Origin of the sequence: Streptomyces sp. NPDC086023, from assembly GCF_044540325.1 — a bacterium.
Classification (GTDB): domain Bacteria; phylum Actinomycetota; class Actinomycetes; order Streptomycetales; family Streptomycetaceae; genus Streptomyces.
In genome coordinates, this window is record NZ_JBITRX010000026.1 from 49,406 (window position 1) to 66,726 (window position 17,321).

General features: G+C 73.7%; 16 protein-coding genes. 8 read left to right on the forward strand and 8 right to left on the reverse strand.

Annotated elements, in window-relative coordinates; translation table 11 throughout:
* The first annotated feature begins 215 nt into the window (after positions 1 to 215).
* The gene (locus ACIF6F_RS33450; protein ID WP_399955887.1) at positions 216 to 1,094 is read left to right on the forward strand and encodes a helix-turn-helix domain-containing protein; all 879 of its coding nucleotides are present in this window, start codon (positions 216 to 218) and stop codon (positions 1,092 to 1,094) included.
* Positions 1,091 to 1,288, forward strand: a complete 198-nt coding sequence (locus ACIF6F_RS33455; RefSeq protein WP_399955890.1) for a DUF397 domain-containing protein — start codon at positions 1,091 to 1,093, stop codon at positions 1,286 to 1,288. Before ACIF6F_RS33450 ends, ACIF6F_RS33455 begins: the two co-directional genes overlap by 4 nt.
* 569 nt (positions 1,289 to 1,857) lie before the next feature.
* On the opposite strand, the gene ACIF6F_RS33460 is transcribed toward ACIF6F_RS33455, so the two are convergent.
* Positions 1,858 to 3,093, reverse strand: coding sequence for a thiolase C-terminal domain-containing protein (locus tag ACIF6F_RS33460; protein ID WP_399955895.1), 1,236 nt, complete (start codon positions 3,091 to 3,093; stop codon positions 1,858 to 1,860).
* Between the two features lie 121 nt (positions 3,094 to 3,214).
* Here ACIF6F_RS33460 and ACIF6F_RS33465 point away from each other — a divergent pair, with 121 nt between their 5' ends.
* Positions 3,215 to 4,519, forward strand: coding sequence for an acyl-CoA dehydrogenase family protein (locus ACIF6F_RS33465; RefSeq protein WP_399955898.1), 1,305 nt, complete (start codon positions 3,215 to 3,217; stop codon positions 4,517 to 4,519).
* On the forward strand, positions 4,519 to 4,992 hold the full coding sequence (locus tag ACIF6F_RS33470) for a nitroreductase family deazaflavin-dependent oxidoreductase (protein ID WP_399955901.1): 474 nt from the start codon (positions 4,519 to 4,521) through the stop codon (positions 4,990 to 4,992). Before ACIF6F_RS33465 ends, ACIF6F_RS33470 begins: the two co-directional genes overlap by 1 nt.
* A 241-nt stretch (positions 4,993 to 5,233) precedes the next feature.
* Here the strand turns inward: ACIF6F_RS33470 and ACIF6F_RS33475 are convergent, their stop codons facing one another.
* Positions 5,234 to 5,881: a TetR family transcriptional regulator gene (locus tag ACIF6F_RS33475; protein WP_399955904.1), complete on the reverse strand. Its 648-nt coding sequence runs from the start codon at positions 5,879 to 5,881 to the stop codon at positions 5,234 to 5,236.
* 530 nt (positions 5,882 to 6,411) lie between these two features.
* Here ACIF6F_RS33475 and ACIF6F_RS33480 point away from each other — a divergent pair.
* Positions 6,412 to 7,191, forward strand: a complete 780-nt coding sequence (locus ACIF6F_RS33480; protein ID WP_399955908.1) for a VOC family protein — start codon at positions 6,412 to 6,414, stop codon at positions 7,189 to 7,191.
* A 273-nt stretch (positions 7,192 to 7,464) separates the two neighbouring features.
* Positions 7,465 to 9,945 carry a PQQ-binding-like beta-propeller repeat protein gene (locus tag ACIF6F_RS33485; RefSeq protein ID WP_399955911.1) on the forward strand — a complete coding sequence of 827 codons (2,481 nt, stop codon included), beginning with the start codon at positions 7,465 to 7,467 and terminating at the stop codon, positions 9,943 to 9,945.
* A gap of 280 nt (positions 9,946 to 10,225) precedes the next feature.
* Here the strand turns inward: ACIF6F_RS33485 and ACIF6F_RS33490 are convergent, their stop codons facing one another.
* The gene (locus ACIF6F_RS33490) at positions 10,226 to 11,041 is read right to left on the reverse strand and encodes a hypothetical protein (protein ID WP_399955914.1); all 816 of its coding nucleotides are present in this window, start codon (positions 11,039 to 11,041) and stop codon (positions 10,226 to 10,228) included.
* Positions 11,042 to 11,287: 246 nt separating this feature from the next.
* On the opposite strand from ACIF6F_RS33490, the gene ACIF6F_RS33495 reads away from it, so the two are divergent.
* Entirely contained in the window at positions 11,288 to 11,893 is a 606-nt protein-coding gene (locus ACIF6F_RS33495; protein ID WP_399955917.1) for a hypothetical protein, read from the forward strand.
* Here the strand turns inward: ACIF6F_RS33495 and ACIF6F_RS33500 are convergent.
* Genes ACIF6F_RS33500 through ACIF6F_RS33510 form a run of 3 tightly spaced genes read right to left on the reverse strand, consistent with a single transcriptional unit; the run spans position 11,844 to position 14,304 of the window.
* A complete protein-coding gene (locus tag ACIF6F_RS33500) occupies positions 11,844 to 12,647 on the reverse strand; it encodes an enoyl-CoA hydratase/isomerase family protein (protein WP_399955919.1) in 804 nt (267 codons plus the stop codon). The genes ACIF6F_RS33495 and ACIF6F_RS33500 overlap by 50 nt on opposite strands.
* A complete protein-coding gene (locus ACIF6F_RS33505; protein WP_399955921.1) occupies positions 12,644 to 13,126 on the reverse strand; it encodes a Zn-ribbon domain-containing OB-fold protein in 483 nt (160 codons plus the stop codon). Before ACIF6F_RS33505 ends, ACIF6F_RS33500 begins: the two co-directional genes overlap by 4 nt.
* A 26-nt stretch (positions 13,127 to 13,152) precedes the next feature.
* Positions 13,153 to 14,304 (reverse strand): lipid-transfer protein, encoded by a 1,152-nt coding sequence (locus ACIF6F_RS33510; RefSeq protein WP_399955924.1) that lies wholly within the window; start codon positions 14,302 to 14,304, stop codon positions 13,153 to 13,155.
* Between the two features lie 108 nt (positions 14,305 to 14,412).
* Here ACIF6F_RS33510 and ACIF6F_RS33515 point away from each other — a divergent pair, with 108 nt between their 5' ends.
* Complete coding sequence (locus tag ACIF6F_RS33515) at positions 14,413 to 16,029, forward strand: FadD3 family acyl-CoA ligase (RefSeq protein ID WP_399955927.1); 1,617 nt, start codon at positions 14,413 to 14,415, stop codon at positions 16,027 to 16,029.
* 50 nt (positions 16,030 to 16,079) lie between these two features.
* On the opposite strand, the gene ACIF6F_RS33520 is transcribed toward ACIF6F_RS33515, so the two are convergent.
* Positions 16,080 to 16,808 carry a class I SAM-dependent methyltransferase gene (locus ACIF6F_RS33520; protein ID WP_399955931.1) on the reverse strand — a complete coding sequence of 243 codons (729 nt, stop codon included), beginning with the start codon at positions 16,806 to 16,808 and terminating at the stop codon, positions 16,080 to 16,082.
* Positions 16,809 to 17,069: 261 nt separating this feature from the next.
* Positions 17,070 to 17,315 carry a hypothetical protein gene (locus tag ACIF6F_RS33525; RefSeq protein ID WP_399955934.1) on the reverse strand — a complete coding sequence of 82 codons (246 nt, stop codon included), beginning with the start codon at positions 17,313 to 17,315 and terminating at the stop codon, positions 17,070 to 17,072.
* Positions 17,316 to 17,321 lie beyond the last annotated feature (6 nt).

A 17,321-nucleotide genomic window follows, 5' to 3' on the forward strand; every position in this document is an offset into this window, starting at 1 on the left:
CCCCGGACCGTTCCAGCGGTCGCGGGGGTCTTCGATCCCCCAAGATCACGCACCGCGATTCCGCGTGCGCAAGGCGTGACGTACTCACGCTGGAGGTGGCCAGGCATCTGCCGCAAGTCACTCGACCGCAAATTTGCGAGCTCCGCCCGCGTGCTCGTACTGGCCTCGCCTGAGCCCAAGGCGGCAGGCTGAGGCGGACGTTGAGAGGAGCCGTTATGCCCGCAGGTGGGAGGCCGACTGTTCGCAGCCGAAGGCTGGGGGCGGCGCTGAAGCGCCACCGCGAAGCGGCGGGACTCGACCAAGGCGTGGCGGCCGCAGCCATCCTGAAGTCGATCACCAAGATCAGCCGCCTGGAAAGTGGGCAAGTGTCGGCCTCGGCTCTTGAGGTACGCACCCTGCTGAACTGCTACGGAGTCCAGGACCCGGGCGAGCGCGACCGGCTGGAAACCTGGGCCAGGACCAGCAACGAACGCGGCTGGTGGCTCGACTACCAGGAAACCGTGCGCCCGGACTACGCGGACCACATCACCCTCGAAAGCGATTCGACCTACATCCGCTCCTGGGAGCCCGCCCTGATTCCGGGCCTCCTGCAGACGCCAGAGTACGCCGAGTCCGTCATCACCTCAGGCCCGACGTTCATCGTTGCCGATCGAGTGGCCCAGCTCGTAAAAGTGCGCCAGGAACGGCAGAGGCGAATCGAGGAGGGTGGCGCCAACTTCACCGCCATCATCTGGGAGCCGGCCGTCACGTCGCTTGCGCACGATCCCGTTGTCGGCCCCGGTCAGTTGATGAGACTCCTCGACGTCGGGCAGCGGCAGAACGTGACAGTGCAGATCTTGCCCGCCCCCGCCAGCAAGGCCGCCGGGATGTCGGGTGCCTTCGTTGCCTTCTCGTTCGGAGTCGAGCCGAGCGTGGACGCCGTCACCGTCCGAAACGTGGCCAACACCTCGGTCGTCGAAGCGCCCAACGATCTCGCCCTCTATGTGAACGTATTTGATCAACTACGCTCGGCTGCCATGTCTCCGGAGGAGAGCGCGGAGCGTCTCCGAGACCTTCTGAGCAACACACAGCATCCCAGGGGAGAGCCGGCATGACACGCGAGATCACCAGCGAGTTCCGGAAGTCGTCCTACTCCGACCAGCAGGGTGACTGCCTGGAGGCGGCGCACACCGCCGACGCCGGCCGTGCCGTCCGTGACAGCAAGGATCCCGCCAGTGCCACGCTGCTCTTCGGCGCCACAGCATGGTCGGTCTTCGTCGATGACCTGAAGGCTGATCGACCCCGTTGAGCCAAGACTTCTCCCTGCCCCCGACGGCCCGGCGGCCGCCGAGATAGAGGAGCGCGTAGCGATCGTTGGCGGCTTATGAAGGGGCACAGACGGCCCGGAAGTCGCTAATCCGCTGGTGGGCCTACGGACGGGGACGCGTCCGCCCCGTGGGGCGGGGGCCCGCCCAGCTCCCGGGCCCGGGTGCCGACTCCGGGCTCCCGCCCGTCCGCCGGGTGGCGGAGGCGCCGGGGATGTCCCCATCGCCACCGCTCGCCTGTCGGTCTCCCCCCTGACCGTCCCTCCTGGAGCCTCCCGCCACTCGTAGTCCGCCCGGGGCGGGGTGGGGTGTCAAGGGTGGAACGAAGTGGAATCGCCGCAGGCGACGCGGAGCGCAGCGGAGCGCCCTTGACGGCCCGCCCCGCCCCGGAAACACCCTCAAGTGGCGGGTGGCTCCAGGACCCATCCCGAGAGAGGCCCGCTGCGGATACCCCCGGGCTTCTCCTGTCCTGGGTGCACGAAAGTGTGCCCTCCGGCCCGCCGAAGTGCCGGGCGCTGTCCGAGGTGCCCGCACCCGCACCCGCCCTGCCCCCCTACCCCCTCCCCAGCAGCACCGTCCCCGACGAGCAGAACCACCCCCCGGTGCCCGAGGCGACCGCCACCTCCGGCAGGCGGCCGCCGGGCTTGCGGACCTGGCCTTCGCCCGCCTCGCCCCGCAGCTGGCGGACCGCCTCCACGATCAGGAACAGGCCCCGCATCCCCGGATGGCAGGCCGACAGGCCGCCGCCGTCGGTGTTGACCGGCAGTTCGCCGTCCCGGAGCAGCCGGCCCTTCTCCACGAAGGCGCCGCCCTCGCCCTTCGCGCAGAAGCCCAGGTCCTCCAGCGTCACCAGCGTCATGTACGTGAAGGCGTCGTAGATCTGCGCGACGTCGACGTCCGCGGGGCGCAGCCCCGCCCGTTCGAAGGCCAGCCGCCCCGAGACGGCGGCCGGCGAGACCGTGAAGTCCTCCCACTCCGACATCGTGGTGTGGGAGACGGACGTGCCCGTGCCCAGGATCCACACCGGGTCCTTCGCGGTGTCCGGTACGTAGTCCTCGGCCGCCAGCAGTACCGCGCAGCCGCCGTCGGAGCGGATGCAGCAGTGCAGCTTCGTGAACGGGTCCGCGATCATGTCGCCGCCCAGCACCTCGTCCACGGTGATCGGGGTGCGGAACATCGCGTCCGGGTTGGTCGCGGCGTTGGCCCGCGCCTGGACGGCCACCGAGGCGAGCTGTTCCAGCGTCGTGCCGTACTCGTGCATGTGCCGGCGCGCGGCCATCGCGTACTTGGCGACCAGGGTGTGCCCGTAGGGGACCTCGAACTGCAAGGGGCCGCGTGCCCCGAAGGAGAGGTTCGACGTCCGGCGGCGGGCCTTGATGTCGGCGCGGGCCGTGGAGCCGTAGACCAGCAGGACCGCGTTGGCCTGCCCGGCCGCGATGGCGTCCGCCGCGTGGGCCGCCATGACCTCCCAGGTGGAGCCGCCGACGGAGGTGGAGTCCACCCAGGTCGGCCGAAGGCCCAGGTACTCGGCGACCTCGACCGGCGCCAGGGTGCCCAGCCCGGCCGAGGCGAAGCCGTCGATGACCGAGCGGTCGAGCCCGGAGTCGGCCAGGGCGCGGCGGGCCGCCTGCGCGTGCAGGGCGTACGGGGTGGCCTCGTCGACCCGGCCGCAGTCGGAGAGCGCGACGCCGACGACGGCGACCCTGCGGCGTCGGCCGGGTGCCTGCGGCCCTGAGAGCGGAGTGGGCGACGGGGCGAGCGACGGGGCGGGTGGTGGTGTGGGCGACATGTATCTGACGGTACATCAGATGCTGACTCCCGCGGCAGGAGTCCGACCGCCCCGCACTCTGTGCATCCGCGTCCGCCCGCCCTAATATGACGCACCGTCAGATACGGGGAGGAGCCCGCCGATGGATGCCGCCTTCACCGCGGAACAGGACGAGATCCGCCGGACCTTGAGGGAGCTGCTGGGCAAGCGCAGCGGACCCGACGAGGTCAAGGCCGCCGTACGCACCCCAGCCGGATACGACCGCGAGCTGTGGCAGCAGCTCGCCCGGCAGCTCGGCCTGCCGGGTCTCGCCCTCCCCGAGGACCGGGGCGGCGTCGGCTGCACCCTCGCCGACCTCGCCCTCGCCTGCGAGGAGACCGGCCGCGCGCTGACCCCCTCGCCGCTGCTGGCCACCTCCGTGCTCGCCGCCCCCCTGATCGCGGCCCTCGGTACCCCCGCCCAGCAGGCGGAGCTGCTGCCCCGCATCGCGGGCGGGGAGCTGACCGCCACCCTCGTGGTGCCGGGCGCCGCACTCTCCACAGCCCTCGCCCTGACCTGCGACAACACCCCCGACGGCTGGGCCGGCGGCGGCCGCGCCGGCGGTGTCCAGGCGCGGGTGGACATGGAGGCCGGCGGCTGGCTGCTCTACGGCGAGGCCGCCCAGGTGCTCGACGGGCACAGTGCGGAGCTGCTGGTCGTGGCCGCGCACACGGGCGGCTTCGCCCGCAGCCGGGCGCAGCTGTTCCTGGTACGGGCGGACGCGCCTGGCCTGGTGCGGGCCAGGCAGACCGTGCTGGACGAGACCCGCCCGCAGGGCCGCGTACAACTCCGCGACGCCCCTGCCGAGTTGCTGGGCTCGGACGATCAGGCGGAGATCTGCGCCGCGCTCGCCGCGGCAGGGCTCGGCGCCGCGGCCGTGCTGGCCGCGGAGGCGGCCGGCGCCGCCGCGCAGGCACTGGCCAGGACCGTCGAGTACGTGCAGGCGCGCGAGCAGTTCGGCCGGCCCGTCGGCTCCTTCCAGGCGGTCAAACACCGGCTCGCCGACGTGTACGTACAGCTCCAGGCCGCCCGCTCGGCCGCGTACTTCGCCGCCTGGGACCCGGGGCAGGGCGGCCTGGCCCTCGCCCAGGCGATCGAGGCGCTGCGCACCGCGGCCGCGGAGGCCGTCCAGCTGCACGGCGGCATCGGCTTCACCTGGGAGCACGACGCGCACCTGTATTTCAAGCGGGCCGCGGCCGACGAGCTGCTCTTCGGCCCCGTCCACCGGCTGCGCGGGTACGCCGCACAGCGCGCCGGCCTGTTCACCCCTGCCGGAACCACCACGGGAGCCGCCCCCGGCACTCCCTCCGGCACCGCCCCCGGAACCCCCTCTAACACCGCCCCCGGAACCCCCACCGGCACCACCCCCGGAACCCCCGCCACGACAGAAGAGAGGGTGGCCGTCTGATGCCTCCCGGTGTCCGCCTGATGCAGAAGGTCTCCTCGACCCGTACGTTCGCGAAGATCGCCCCGCACTTCATCCCCGCCATGGACCGCGCCGTCCACCGGCTCACCCGCGGCAAGGTGATGCTCAGCGCCCAGATGCTGCCCGGGGTGATCCTCACCGCCAAGGGCGCCAAGTCCGGGCAGCCGCGCACCACGCCGCTCGCGTGCATGCCGGAGGAGGCGGCCGGCACCTGGATCCTGATCGGCTCGAACTTCGGCCGTCCGGGGCATCCCGCCTGGACCGCCAACCTCCTCAAGCACCCTGACGCGGAGGTGAGTTGGCGCGGTCAGGACATCGCGGTGCGCGCCCGGCTGCTGGCGGGCGAGGAGCGGGCGGAGGCGTGGCAGGCGGTGCTGAGGTTCTGGCCGCCGTACGCGACGTACCAGGCCAGGATCGAGCGGGAGATCCGGCTCTTCCGCCTGGAACGGCGCTGACCGGAGCGGCACGCGCCGCGGCCTCCGCGCACCCCGCCCGAGGGCGGCGTCGCAGCCGGCACCCGCACGCGATGCGGCGCCCGCCGCACCCCGCGCCGGCAGCCCGGGCCGCGCCACCAGCGCGCCCCGTACGCACCACGGCGGCGGACCCCCTGGTGGTCCGCCGCCGCGCAGACAGGATGTGCCGGTGTCCGGCGCCGGCCGGGGGCCCTCTCCCGGGAGCCCCTCCGGCCGGCCGGCCCTACTTGGTCGGCTTCTTGCCCGTGATGCCCAAGTGCACCAGGAGCGCCAGGTTCGGCCGCAGCTCGGCCTGCTTGACGCCCCAGGTCTGGAAGCCCTTCTGGTGCGATGCCACCGCGGCGAGCATGGCGACCAGCGAGCCGGCCATGGCGGCGGGGCTGACGTCCTTGTCGACCTTGCCCTTGGCCTGGAGCTCCTTCATGGACTCCGTCAGGGAGTTGGTGACGGAGTTCAGGATCTTCATGCGGATCTTGTAGAAGCGCTTGTCGCCCTCGGCGGCACCGAGGTCGACCACGCGGAGGATGGCGTCGTTCTTGCGCCAGAAGTCGAGGAAGCCCTCGACGAGTTCCTCGGAGGTCTGCCAGGCGGCCTTGCCGACCCAGGCGCGGCCCTCGACGAGCGCGGTCAACTGCGCTCCCTCGGTGGCCATTTGCTCCGCGATCTCCAGAACCGCCCCCTCGACGTCGGGGAAGTACTGGTAGAAGGTCGCGGGCGAGGTCCCGGCCTTGCGTGCGACGTCGATGACCTTGACGTCGCGGTATGGCGAGGAGCTGAGCATCTCGCTGAGGCAGTCGAGCAGCTTCTGCCGCGTCGCCTGACCGCGCCGACCGGCCACGCGGCCGTCGACGGTGCGTACTTGTCCTGTCATGCCGTCAGCTTACCGAGGGGTGATCGGCGCGCGATTCGGCCGCCTGCAAATGGGGTTACGGGCCCTGCGTGCCCGGTTTCCGCCCGGTTCGGGGTACCTCCGCAGCGCGGTTTCCGGCGCCCCCGCGGCGGCGGCCCGTACCCCCGCACCCGCCGCTCCGAGGCTCACTCCGCGCCCCTCTCCGAGTCCCACCCCCACCCCGAGCGCCTCCCCGCGCCCTTCCCCACCCCCCAGCCCACCCCCGCCCCGCCCCCTCACCCAAGCCCGTCCCCGAAACCCCTCCCCACCCACCCCGTCCCCCGAATAGTCTTATCAACAGCCTGTGGACAACTTCGGTGGACAAGCCCCCCGACACCCCCGGACCCCCGGCGCCCCAAGCCCGGACCCCGTCCGGCCGCCCGCCACACCGCCTACGGTGTTCGATTCCTCTCGCTGCGTGACCGCCGGGAGCCCATTAGCTTGACAGCACGTACCGCGTTCACAGCACGCACCGCGGCGCCGCGCACCGCGCGCAAGGAAGGGACGGGGCCATGGCCGCATTCACGGAGGGCACGCCCTGCTGGGTGGATGCCTCGCTCCCGGACGTAGAGGCGGGCAAGCGGTTCTACGGTGAGCTCTTCGAGTGGACCTTCGGCGAGAGCGCAGGTCCGGAGTACGGCGGCTACACCCAGGCCTTCAGCGAGGGCCGGAACGTCGCCGCACTCGCCCCCAAGCCCGACGGCCGCATGCCCACCGTGTGGAACGTCTACCTCTCCGCCCGCGACGCCCGCGCCACCGCCGCCCGGATCACGGACGCCGGCGGCCAGGTGATCATGCCCCCGATGCCGGTCGGCCCCTACGGGAGCATCGCCATGGCCGCCGACCCCGGCGGCGCCGTCTTCGGCCTCTGGCAGCCCGGCACCCACCACGGCTTCGAGCGGCAGAACGAGCCCTTCTCCTTCTGCTGGGCCGAGCTCTACACCCGTGAGCGCGACGCGGTGGACGTCTTCTACGCCCGGGTCTTCGGCTACGTCCCCGAGGACCGGGACGACGCGGGAGTCGAGTACCGCACCTGGTCCCCGCCGGGCAGCGAGCCCGGCCCCGACACGGCCGTGATGGGCCGCAGCGTGATCACCGAGGCCTTCCCGGCCGCGATGCCCGCGCATTTCCTCACGTACTTCTCCGTCCAGGACTGCGACACTTCGGTGGGCACCGTCCAGCGGCTGGGCGGACGCGTCACCGCCGATCCCTTCGACACCCCCTACGGGAGGATCGCGGTCGTCGCGGACAATCAAGGGGCGGCCTTCGCCATGCTCTCCGAAACTTCGTGACCGGAGGAAACGGGGCAGCAGGCGCAGCATTCGGCGTGTGACCAGGCAGAACGCCCGGCAGGCGAGCGGGTGGGACGCCCGACGTGTCCGGATCGCGGTAAGACACCCCGATCCGCCCCTGGGTTCGCCCATCGGGCCCGGGCCAGACAGAATCAGGGTGCGCACCACCGGGTGTCACCCCGTGGTGAGACGCTGGGACGCTGCGGTGAGACGCTGCACCGTGCTGTAGGAAGCGGGTCCTGAGAACGGCCCGTACGGGGAGGTGGCAGACGAGTGGAGCAGCTGACGCAGCACGACCCGAGACGGATCGGCCCGTTCGAGGTGCTGGGCCGGCTCGGCGCGGGCGGCATGGGTCTGGTCTATCTGGCACGCTCGGCCTCCGGCCGACGCGTGGCGATCAAGACCGTGCGGACCGAGCTGGCGGAGGACCAGCTGTTCCGCGTGCGGTTCACGCGGGAGGTCGAGGCGGCGCGCGCCGTCAGCGGCTTCTACACGGCCGCCGTGGTCGACGCCGACCCGCGGGCCGCCGTGCCGTGGCTGGCGACCGCGTACGTACCGGCGCCCTCCCTGGAGGAGATCGTCAACGAGTGCGGGCCGATGCCCGCGCAGGCGGTGCGCTGGCTGGCGGCCGGCATCGCCGAGGCGCTCCAGTCCATCCACGGGGCGGGCCTGGTCCACCGCGACCTGAAGCCGTCCAACGTGCTCGTCGTCGAGGACGGCCCCCGCGTCATCGACTTCGGCATCGCCAGCGGTGTCTCCAACACCCGGCTGACCATGACGAACGTCGCCGTCGGCACCCCCGCCTACATGTCGCCCGAGCAGGCGAAGGACTCCCGCAGCGTCAAGGGCGCCAGCGACGTCTTCTCCCTCGGCTCCACGCTCGTCTTCGCGGCCACCGGCCACCCCCCGTACCACGGCGCCAACCCCGTGGAGACGGTCTTCATGCTGCTGCGCGAGGGCCCGAACCTGGAGGGGCTGCCGGAGGAGCTGCGGCCGCTCATCGAGTCCTGCATGCAGATGGACGCCACGCAGCGGCCCACCCCCGCCGACCTCCAGGCTCAGCTCGCGCCGCACCTCTTCGCCGCGGGCGACGACAGCGGCACGGCCTCGGCCTGGCTGCCGGGGCGCGCCGTGGAGCTGATCGAGCAGCGCCGCGCCGGGGCCTCCGGGCGTACGACGACCACGCCGGGCGGCGGCGCGGGCGGGCGCGGGGCCGGCGGCCACGGCGTCGGTGGCCACGGGTCCGGTCCGGCCTCCGGGCCGGCCACGCACCGCCGGGACCGGGCCGTGCCGCCGGGCCGGGAGCCCGGGCACGCACCCGTCAGGGAGTGGGCCGACCCGCGTACCGGTCCGGCCGTCGCCCCGCCGATGCCGCAGCACGCGCCCGTGGGGTCCTCCGGGGCCTCCGTGGCGTCCGGTGAACCCGTACGGCTGGCCGGCGCGCCCGTACCGATCGGGCCCGGCCCGCGGGTGTCCCGCGGCTCGGCCGCGGCCGTTGCCGAGGCCGGCGCGGCCACCGGCTGGATCCGGCCGCCCGGCGGCGTGGCCGCGCCGCCCGCTCCGTCGAACGCCACCGGACCGTCCGCCGCGGCCGCCGTGCCGCGGCCCGCGGCGGCACCGGACAGCGGGCGCTGGCGGCCCTGGCGGTTCCGGATGTCGAACGAGGTCTGGGGCACCCCGGCCGTCGACGGCGACCTGCTGTACGTGACCTCCTTCGAGGTGCACGCGCTGGACGTGGCCAGCGGCCGGCGTCAGTTCAAGACACGGGACGTGGCCTGGGCCATGCAGGTCGCGGACGGCCGCATCCACGCCTCCGACGGCCCGACGCTGTACGCGCTGGACGCGCAGGACGGCTCCGAGCGGTGGCGGCTGGGCACGGACGCGTGGGTGTACGCGCTGAAGGCCGACCGGGGCACCGTCGTCACCGCCACGCGCGGCGGCGGCGTACAGGCCTGGGAGGCGGCGAACGGCCGCAAGCTGTGGGAGGTCACGGGCGGCCAGACCGACTTCGAGACCCCCGAGGCCGGTCCGGTGGTGCACGACGGCACGGTGTACGTCTGGCAGGACGCGCGGCTGCGCGCCCTGGACGCGCGCACCGGCACCGAGCGGTGGTCGTACCCGATCGGCGACGCGGCCTCCTGCGGGAACGTCCCGGTCCGGGTCACCCCGGCGGCCGACGGCTACGTGTACGTGGCGGCCGGCACCCGCGTGCTGGGCATCGACGTGGCCTCCGGCCGGGTGCGGTGGCACTTCGAGGCGCCCGCGGTCTTCCTGGCCCCGCCGGCGTTCGCGCCGGGGCCGGCGGTGACCGGCGGCGGTGTGTACCTGGTGGACTACCTCGGCACGGTGTACGCGCTCGACGCCACCACCGGCAAGGACCGCTGGCGCATCGCCACCGAGCCGCGGCAGTCCGCCGAGCCGGTGATCGTGGCGGACGGCAGCATCCACCTGGGGGCGGGCAGCGCGCTGTACACGCTGGACGCGGTGACCGGCACCCCGAAGTGGCGGTTCGCCGCGGGCGGCGAGATCACCGGCGCCCCTGCCGTGGCGGAGGGCCGGGTGCACTTCGGCTCCGCCGACCACTGCCTGTACACGCTGGACGCGGCGGGTGGCCAGCTGCGCTGGAAGCTCGCCACGGGCGGCGAGATCACCGGGTCGCCGGTGGCCAAGGCGGGCGTGGTCTACGCGTGCAGCAAGGACCGCTGCGTGTACGCCCTCGACGCGGCGAAGGGTACGGGCACCCGCACCGCCTGACCGCCCCGGCGGCGGTACCGGTCCCGTGCCGGTCCCGTGCCGGGTGCCGTTGCTTGCCGGGGGCGCCGTGCGTGCCGGGTGCGGGTCCGTGGTGGTGCGGGCCGTTGCCGCTGCGCGGAGCCGTTTCCCCACCCCGCCCTCCCCCAGACTTCGTCCGGGGGGACCCCCATCCCGAAGGGTCCGGGGCGGAGCCCCGGGAAACGGAGAAAGGGCGGGTAGGGGACTGCCCCGCAGGGAAGGGCCCGGGAGGCGGCCTCGGCCTATGCGGCTCGGCCGGCGGTCAGTCCTTGTTCAGCGGGGGGCCCAGCGGGGGGCCGTGGTCCGGGCCGTTCGGGGCCGGGTCCTGCTCGTGCAGGGGGGAGCCCAGTACCGGTCCGTGACCGTCATCCGGAGAGGCCGGCTGCGGGTACTCCCGCGTCGCCCCCGGCCCCGGCTGCCGAGCGGCGCCCGCGGAATCCGGCCCCGGGTACTCCCGCGTCGCCCCCGGCCCCGGCTGCCGAGCGGCGCCCGCGGAATCCGGCCCCTGGTACTCCCGGGTCGCATCGGCGTCCGGGCCCGCCGCCCCGGCGCCCGTACCCACCCCGGCACCGGAACCCGCCTCCCCACCCCGCGGAGCCCACTGGTGGGCCGGGGACGGGGCGGACGGTTCGTGGGCCGGGAGCGGGCGCCGCGGCGCACGACGCCGGCCGCTCATGACCACCGCGCCCAGCAGCATCAGCACGCCGCCCCCGAACGCGTTCGCCACTCCGTCGCCCAGACCGCCCGCGTCGCCGCCCACCGTCAGTGCCCCCGCAGCCTGGCCCTGCCGGACCATCCACAGCACGGTGACGCCCAGTACCAGCACGCCCGCAACGGCCATCAGCACCCGGGACCGCAGGAGGGCCGCGACCAGGGCGAGGATCGCGGCCACGAGGAACGGCAGGAAGAGGGAGGCGAGGAGCGCGGCGCCATCGGGCGTGATCCCGGAGCCGGAGAAGAGCTCCTCGATGCGGTAGTCGCTGCCGTGACGGCCGTCGTACCAGGCACGGAAGGGGCTCCAGACGGCGGCCGTCGCTCCGATGAGGCCCATCAGGCCGCCGAGGAGATTGCGGATCATGCTCAGGCCTCCTGAGTCGGGCTCTCGCTCCCGACGCTACGCCCGGCCCCGGCCCACCGCACCCCGGCCCCGGCACCCCTGGAACCCCGGCCCACCGCACCCCGGCCCCCGCACCCCCTCGCGCCGCCCGCGCATCCCCGCGCCCGCGCCCCTGAACCGCCGCGCCCGCGCCCCGCGCCCCGGCGGGCCTGGGCCGCGGGCGCCCCTGGTAGCGTGGCGCGCCGTCATTCCGGGGAGGGAGCGCACGTGCTGCGCCGTCGTATCAAGTTCGCGTCCGTGCTGACCGTCGTCGTCCTGTCGCTGACCGGTTTCGCCACCGGGCACGGCCACGGCTCGTCGGGCGGCAAGAGCAAGTCCCGCTCCGGCTCGGACTCCGACTCCGGCGGCGGCTGCTCCAGCTCCAAGAAGCGCAACGGCACGCACAGCGACGGCGACTACCAGGAGGACTCCGGCAACGGCAGCGGTGCCACCGCCACCGCCGGCGGCACCCGGGAGCCCGTCTCCGTCGTGATCTGGGAGTGCGCGGGCCCGGACAAGACCGCCGGCACCCGGAAGTCCAAGTCCAAGGCCGGCTCCAAGCCCCGCACCTCGGCGCTCGTCCAGGTGACCAGCAACATCGGCCGGCCGGTCACCGTGGAGGTCGAGGTGGACTTCCTCGGCGGCGCCACCTCGACGGAGATCGACGAGCGGACCGTCACGGTCACCCTCGGAGCCCACGCCACCAAGGAGGTCGAGGTGCCCATGACCAAGCCCCGCAAGGCCGCCGACGTCAAGAAGTGCGAGGTCGACGGGGTCAGCGAGGTCACCGCGTCCGGAAGCCCGGCCCCGGGCCCGTCGCCTTCCGCGAGCTGAACAGCTCCGCCTGCCGCTCCGGCGCCAGGTTCCCCAGCGTGATCAGGTGCGGGGCGTGGGCCAGGGCCTGCGCCCTGGCCGCCTCCTTCGCCGACCAGACCGCTCGTACGGTGCCCTGGACGGCCTCCGCCGGGTAGCCGGCCAGCGTCTGTGCGCAGCGGACGGCGGCGGCCAGCTCCTCGCCGGGCTCGGTCAGCTCCGAGACCAGCCCGATTTCGTACGCGCGCCGGGCCGAGAGCCGCTCGGCTGTGCCCATCAGCGACATCCGGGCCACCTCGCCGAACGGCATCCGCTGGGCCATGTAGACGGCCTCGTAGGCGCTGACCATGCCGTACGTCGTGTGCGGGTCGAAGAAGGTGGCCTCGGTGGAGGCCACCAGGAACTCCGCCTCGCCGAGCAGGTAGAAGGCACCGCCGCAGGCCATCCCGTTGACGGCGGCGATCACCGGCGTCCACAGGCCGTTGGCCTTCGGTCCGATCGCGATCATCGGGTCCTCGATCGCGTACGGGGAGCTGGGCTGCGGCACGTCCGCGGACCGGTCGATGCCGGTGCAGAAGGCGGCCCGCCCGGCGCCGGTCACGACCACGGCCCGTACCGACGGGTCGAAGCGGAACTCCTGCCAGGTAGCGGTCAGTTCGGCCGCCGTGGCGAGGTCGACGGCGTTGTGCCGCTCGGGCCGGGACAGGGTGACCACGGCGACGCCGGTGTCCTTGTCCCGGTCGACCTTCAGGCCCCCGCCCGGCCCCCCGCTCACTGGCGCTCCAGCAGCCAGCGCGGCACGGTCACGCCGCCCACCTCGGCGAAGGCGACCTGCACCCTGGCGCCGATGCGCAGCCGTGCCGGGTCGACGGAGTCCAGCGGTGCGTCCGGCGCGCTCACCAGGTTCCCGGCGAGGCGGATGTGCGGCGCCTCGGCCAGCTCCACCAGGACCACGTTGTACGGGGCCTGGGCGGCGTACGCGGGCAGCAGCGGCGGGTGGGGGAACACGTACGACCAGATCCGCCCCCGCCCGCTCATCGGCCGCCACTCGCTGTCGAAGGACTGGCAGTGCGGGCAGCAGGGGCGGGGCGGGAAGCGCAGCCGGCCGCAGGCGGTGCAGGCCTGCACCCGCAGTTCGCCGCGGGCCGCGTATTCCCAGAAGGGCGCGCCGTCCTCGTCGGGGACGGGCAGCAGCAGCCCCTCCTCGGCGCCTGTGACGGCCTGCTCCGTGGCCGTCGTTCCGTTCGCGGTCATCGTTCGGCTCCTCTCGGGCGCGCGGCTCAGGCGCGCAGCAGGATCGCGGAGGTGGGGACGCCCTCGCCGGCGGTCACCAGGCAGGTGGCCGCGTCCGGGACCTGGGCGGTGGAGGTGCCGCGCAGCTGCTTGACGCCCTCGTTGATCAGGTTGAAGCCGTGCACGTAGGCCTCCGAGAGGCCGCCCCCGCCGGTGTTGATCGGCAGCCGGCCGCCGATCTCCAGGGCGCCGCCCTCGGTGAAGGCGGCGCCCTCGCCGCGCCCGCAGAAGCCGTAGCCCTCCAGGGAGAGCGGGATCAGGGGGGTGAAGGCGTCGTAGATCTGGGCGACGTCCACGTCCTGGGGGCCGAAGTCGGCCTGCTTCCACAGGTGCCGGGCGGCGGTCCAGGCGGGGCCCGAGAGGGGGTCGTCGTTCCAGTAGTTGACCATGCCGTGGTGCTGGGCGGGCAGGCCCTGGGCGACGGAGTGGACGTACACCGGCTTCTGCCGGCAGTCGCGGGCCCGCTCGGCGGAGACGATCACGCACGCGAGGGCGCCGTCGGTCTCCAGGCAGTTGTCGAAGAGGCAGAGCGGGTCGCTGATCCACCGGGCGGTCATGTACATCTCCCGGGTCAGCGGGCGCTCGTACATCATCGCGGCGGGGTTCTGGTTGGCGCGGTTGCGGCAGGCCAGGGCGACGTTGAAGAGGTGGTCGCGGGTGGCGCCGTACTCGTGCATGTAGCGGCGGGCCAGCATGCCGATCTCGTCCGCGGGGCGGAGCAGCCCGAAGGGACGGGTCCACTGGCCGGGGGTGGGCAGCTGGACGGCGGTGTTCTTCCAGGGTCTGGGGCCCGAGCCGCGCTTGCGGGAGCGCCAGGCGACGCCGACGGTGGCCTGGCCGGTGGCGACGGCGCTCGCGAGGTGGCCGACGGTGGCGCAGGAACCGCCGCCGCCGTAGCCGACCTTGGAGAAGAAGGTGACGTCGCCGGCGCCGATCGCCTTGGCGACCTCGACCTCGTCGGTCTCCTCCATCGTGTACGAGGCGAAGCCGTCCACCTCGGACGGTGCGATCCCGGCGTCGTCGAGGGCCGCGAGGATGGCGCGGCAGGCCAGTTCCTTCTCGGTCTGGGGGAGTCGTTTCGCGAAGGCGGTCTGGCCGATCCCGACTATCGCCGTAGCGTCCTTCAGGGTTGCCGCCATCGCCACCTCCGCGTACTCCACTGCTGACAGCCGGGAAGGGTACAGCTAATCTGACGGATAGTCAGCTACTGGGTGCCGGGCCGGCGGTCCGGCGGCGGGGAGGCCTTGATGGACCGGGAAGAACGCGGGGATCTGCGCTGGGTCGGCATTCCGGGGCTGGTGCGCGACGCGGCCGTGCGGTTCGCGGACCGCGAGGCCGTGGTCGACGGCCGCACCCGCATCTCGTACGCCGAACTCGGCGAGCGCGTCGAGCGCGCCGCCGCGGCCTGCCTGGCCTCGGGCGTCGAGCCGGGGGACCGGGTCGCGGTCTGGGCCCCCAACACCCTGGAGTGGATCGTCTCCGCCCTCGGCGCGGTCTCGGCCGGGGCCGTGCTCGTCCCGCTCAACACCCGCTTCAAGGGCGCCGAGGCCGCCTACGTGCTGGAGCGCAGCCGGGCGCGGCTGCTCTTCGTCACCGGCACCTTCCTCGGCACTTCGTACGTCGCCTCGCTGCGCCGCGCGGCCGCCGAGGGCACCGGCACCGGGCCCCTCCCCGGCCTGCCGCACCTGGAGGACGTGGTCGTGCTCGCCGAGGACGCGCCGCCTTCCTTCCGCACCTGGAAGGAGTTCCTCGCCGACGGCGACGCCGTGTCCGCCGCGGCCGTGCGCGAGCGGGCCGCCGCCGTACGCTCCGACGCCCCTTCCGACATCATCTTCACCTCGGGCACCACCGGCCGGCCCAAGGGCGCCGTCATCACCCACGCCCAGTCGCTCCGCTGCTACCAGGTCTGGAGCGAGCTGGCCGGGCTGCGGGAGGGCGACCGCTACCTGATCGTGAACCCCTTCTTCCACACCTTCGGCTACAAGGCGGGGATCATCGCCTGCCTGATGCGCGGAGCCACGATGGTCCCCCAGCCGGTCTTCAACGTCGACACCGTCCTCGCCAACGTCGCCGCCGAGCGGATCTCCGTGCTCCCCGGCCCGCCCACCCTGCTCCAGTCCCTGCTCGACCACCCCGCGCGCGACAGCCACGACCTGTCCGCGCTCCGGTTGGTCGTCACCGGCGCCGCCGTCGTCCCGCTCCAGCTGGTCGAGCGGCTGCGGGCCGAGCTGCGCATCGCGACCGTGCTCACCGCGTACGGACTCTCCGAGGCCAGCGGCATCGTCACCATGTGCCGGCAGGGCGACCCGGCGGAGGTCATCTCGGCCACCTCGGGCCGGGCCATCCCGGACACCGAGGTACGGGTGGTCGCCGCGGACGGCTCCCCGCTGGAGCCGGGCAGCCCCGGCGAGATCCGGGTGCGCGGGCACAACGTCATGGGCGGCTACTTCGAGGACCCGGACGGGACCGCGAAGGCCGTCACGCCGGACGGCTGGCTGTGCACCGGGGACGTCGGCGTGCTGGACGCCGACGGAAACCTCCGCATCACCGACCGGATCAAGGACATGTTCATCGTCGGCGGGTTCAACGCGTACCCGGCCGAGATCGAGCAACTCCTGGGCCTGCACCCGGATATCGCGGACGTGGCCGTCGTCGGCGTACCGGACGCGCGCCTGGGCGAGGTCGGCAAGGCCTACGCCGTACGCCGCCCCGGCTCCACCCTCACCGCCGACGACCTGATCGCCTGGTCCCGCCGGGAGATGGCCAACTACAAGGTGCCCAGAACCGTGGAGTTCGTCGCCGAACTGCCGCGCAACGCCGGCGGCAAGGTCCTGAAGACGGAACTCCGCACGCGGACTGCCTGAGCCACCGGGGCCGGGGTGATCCGGGGCCGGGCCCCTCCGGGCGGCCCGCGTCACCCCGCCTTGCGGGCCACCAGCAGCCGCCAGTGCGGGCTGCCGTCCGGGCGGCGGCCGAAGTGCTCCAGCGGCAGCAGCTCCACGCCGAACCCGGCCCGCACCAGGTCCTCGCGCACGCCCCCGAGCGGGAAGGTCCGGTAGTACATCACGAACGGCGGCCGCCACACGGCGTTGCGCACCCGCATCGCCGCGTCGAAGCCGAGCATGGCCCAGTACCCCGCCGAGGACAGCGGCAGCGGCGCCCCGATCGGGAAGGCGAACACCCCGCCGGGGCGCAGCGCCCGGTGCACGCCCTCGAAGAGCGCGGGGCGCTCGCCGGGCAGGAAGTGCCCGAAGGCACCGAAGGAGACGGCCAGGTCGTACGCGCCGGCGAAGGGCAGCGCGCGGGCGTCGGCCCGTACGAAGTCCACCGCGGGCGACACCGCGCCGGCGTGCGCGGCCCGCGCCCCGGCCAGCATCCCGGCGCTCAGGTCCACGCCGGTCACCCGCTCCCGGCAGAGCTGCCGCAGCACGCCGATGCCGGCGCCGGTGCCGCAGCAGACGTCCAGGCCCGCGTCGAAGGGGGCGAGCAGGCTCAGCGCCTCGGCGACCGCGTCGAGCATGCGGTCCGGCGTGCGGAAGGGGGTGTGGTCGAACTTCGGGGCGAGCAGGTCGTAGCCGCGCTCCACGGACGAGAGCGCTTGGACGGTGAGCTCGCGCAGACTGGGTCCCTCGGTGGTGAACACACCGCCAGCCTAATCACCCGCCGCCGGTCCCGGACGTGCCGAAACGGCGGCGGTCGCGGTGGCTCCCCCTCCGGGCCACCGCGACCGTCCCCCCCCGTATTCCCCCCGTATTCCCCTCGTGGGTCCCCCGTTTCCCCCGTGGCCCCCGTGGTTCCCCCGTACGTACGTCCGCGCGGTTCCCCCGTGATCCGCGCGGACCCCCCGTGTCCCCCGTGGTCCCCCGTGATCCTCCGAGTCCCGCGGGGCTCGGCGGCCGGTGGGTCAGCCCGCGTGGTTCTCCGCGGGCTTGAAGATGTCGTCCTGGACGCTGCCGGCGTGGTTCTCCAGCGGCGTCGTCTCCTCGGGCAGGCTCTCGGCCGCCGGGTCCGGCACCGGCGTCAGGATCGGCTTGGCGGCCGGGTCCGTGATCAGGGCGTCGGCGCCGACGAGGCCCGCGTGGTTCTCCATCGGCTTGATGGTGCCGGCGTCGGTGCTGGTGCCGATCACGGGCTTCTTGGCGTCGCTCATCTTCAA

Excerpts from the sequence above, each read along its gene's own strand:
- ACIF6F_RS33470 (WP_399955901.1), top strand. The coding sequence starts at position 4,519 with ATGCCTCCCGGTGTCCGCCTGATGCAGAAGGTCTCCTCGACCCGTACG.
- ACIF6F_RS33505 (WP_399955921.1), bottom strand. The coding sequence starts at position 13,126 with ATGACCGCGAACGGAACGACGGCCACGGAGCAGGCCGTCACAGGCGCC.
- ACIF6F_RS33510 (WP_399955924.1), bottom strand. The coding sequence starts at position 14,304 with ATGGCGGCAACCCTGAAGGACGCTACGGCGATAGTCGGGATCGGCCAG.
- ACIF6F_RS33490 (WP_399955914.1), bottom strand. The coding sequence starts at position 11,041 with ATGATCCGCAATCTCCTCGGCGGCCTGATGGGCCTCATCGGAGCGACG.
- ACIF6F_RS33460 (WP_399955895.1), bottom strand. The coding sequence starts at position 3,093 with ATGTCGCCCACACCACCACCCGCCCCGTCGCTCGCCCCGTCGCCCACT.
- ACIF6F_RS33455 (WP_399955890.1), top strand. The coding sequence starts at position 1,091 with ATGACACGCGAGATCACCAGCGAGTTCCGGAAGTCGTCCTACTCCGAC.
- ACIF6F_RS33465 (WP_399955898.1), top strand. The coding sequence starts at position 3,215 with ATGGATGCCGCCTTCACCGCGGAACAGGACGAGATCCGCCGGACCTTG.
- ACIF6F_RS33515 (WP_399955927.1), top strand. The coding sequence starts at position 14,413 with ATGGACCGGGAAGAACGCGGGGATCTGCGCTGGGTCGGCATTCCGGGG.
- ACIF6F_RS33480 (WP_399955908.1), top strand. The coding sequence starts at position 6,412 with ATGGCCGCATTCACGGAGGGCACGCCCTGCTGGGTGGATGCCTCGCTC.
- ACIF6F_RS33525 (WP_399955934.1), bottom strand. The coding sequence starts at position 17,315 with ATGAGCGACGCCAAGAAGCCCGTGATCGGCACCAGCACCGACGCCGGC.
- ACIF6F_RS33475 (WP_399955904.1), bottom strand. The coding sequence starts at position 5,881 with ATGACAGGACAAGTACGCACCGTCGACGGCCGCGTGGCCGGTCGGCGC.
- ACIF6F_RS33450 (WP_399955887.1), top strand. The coding sequence starts at position 216 with ATGCCCGCAGGTGGGAGGCCGACTGTTCGCAGCCGAAGGCTGGGGGCG.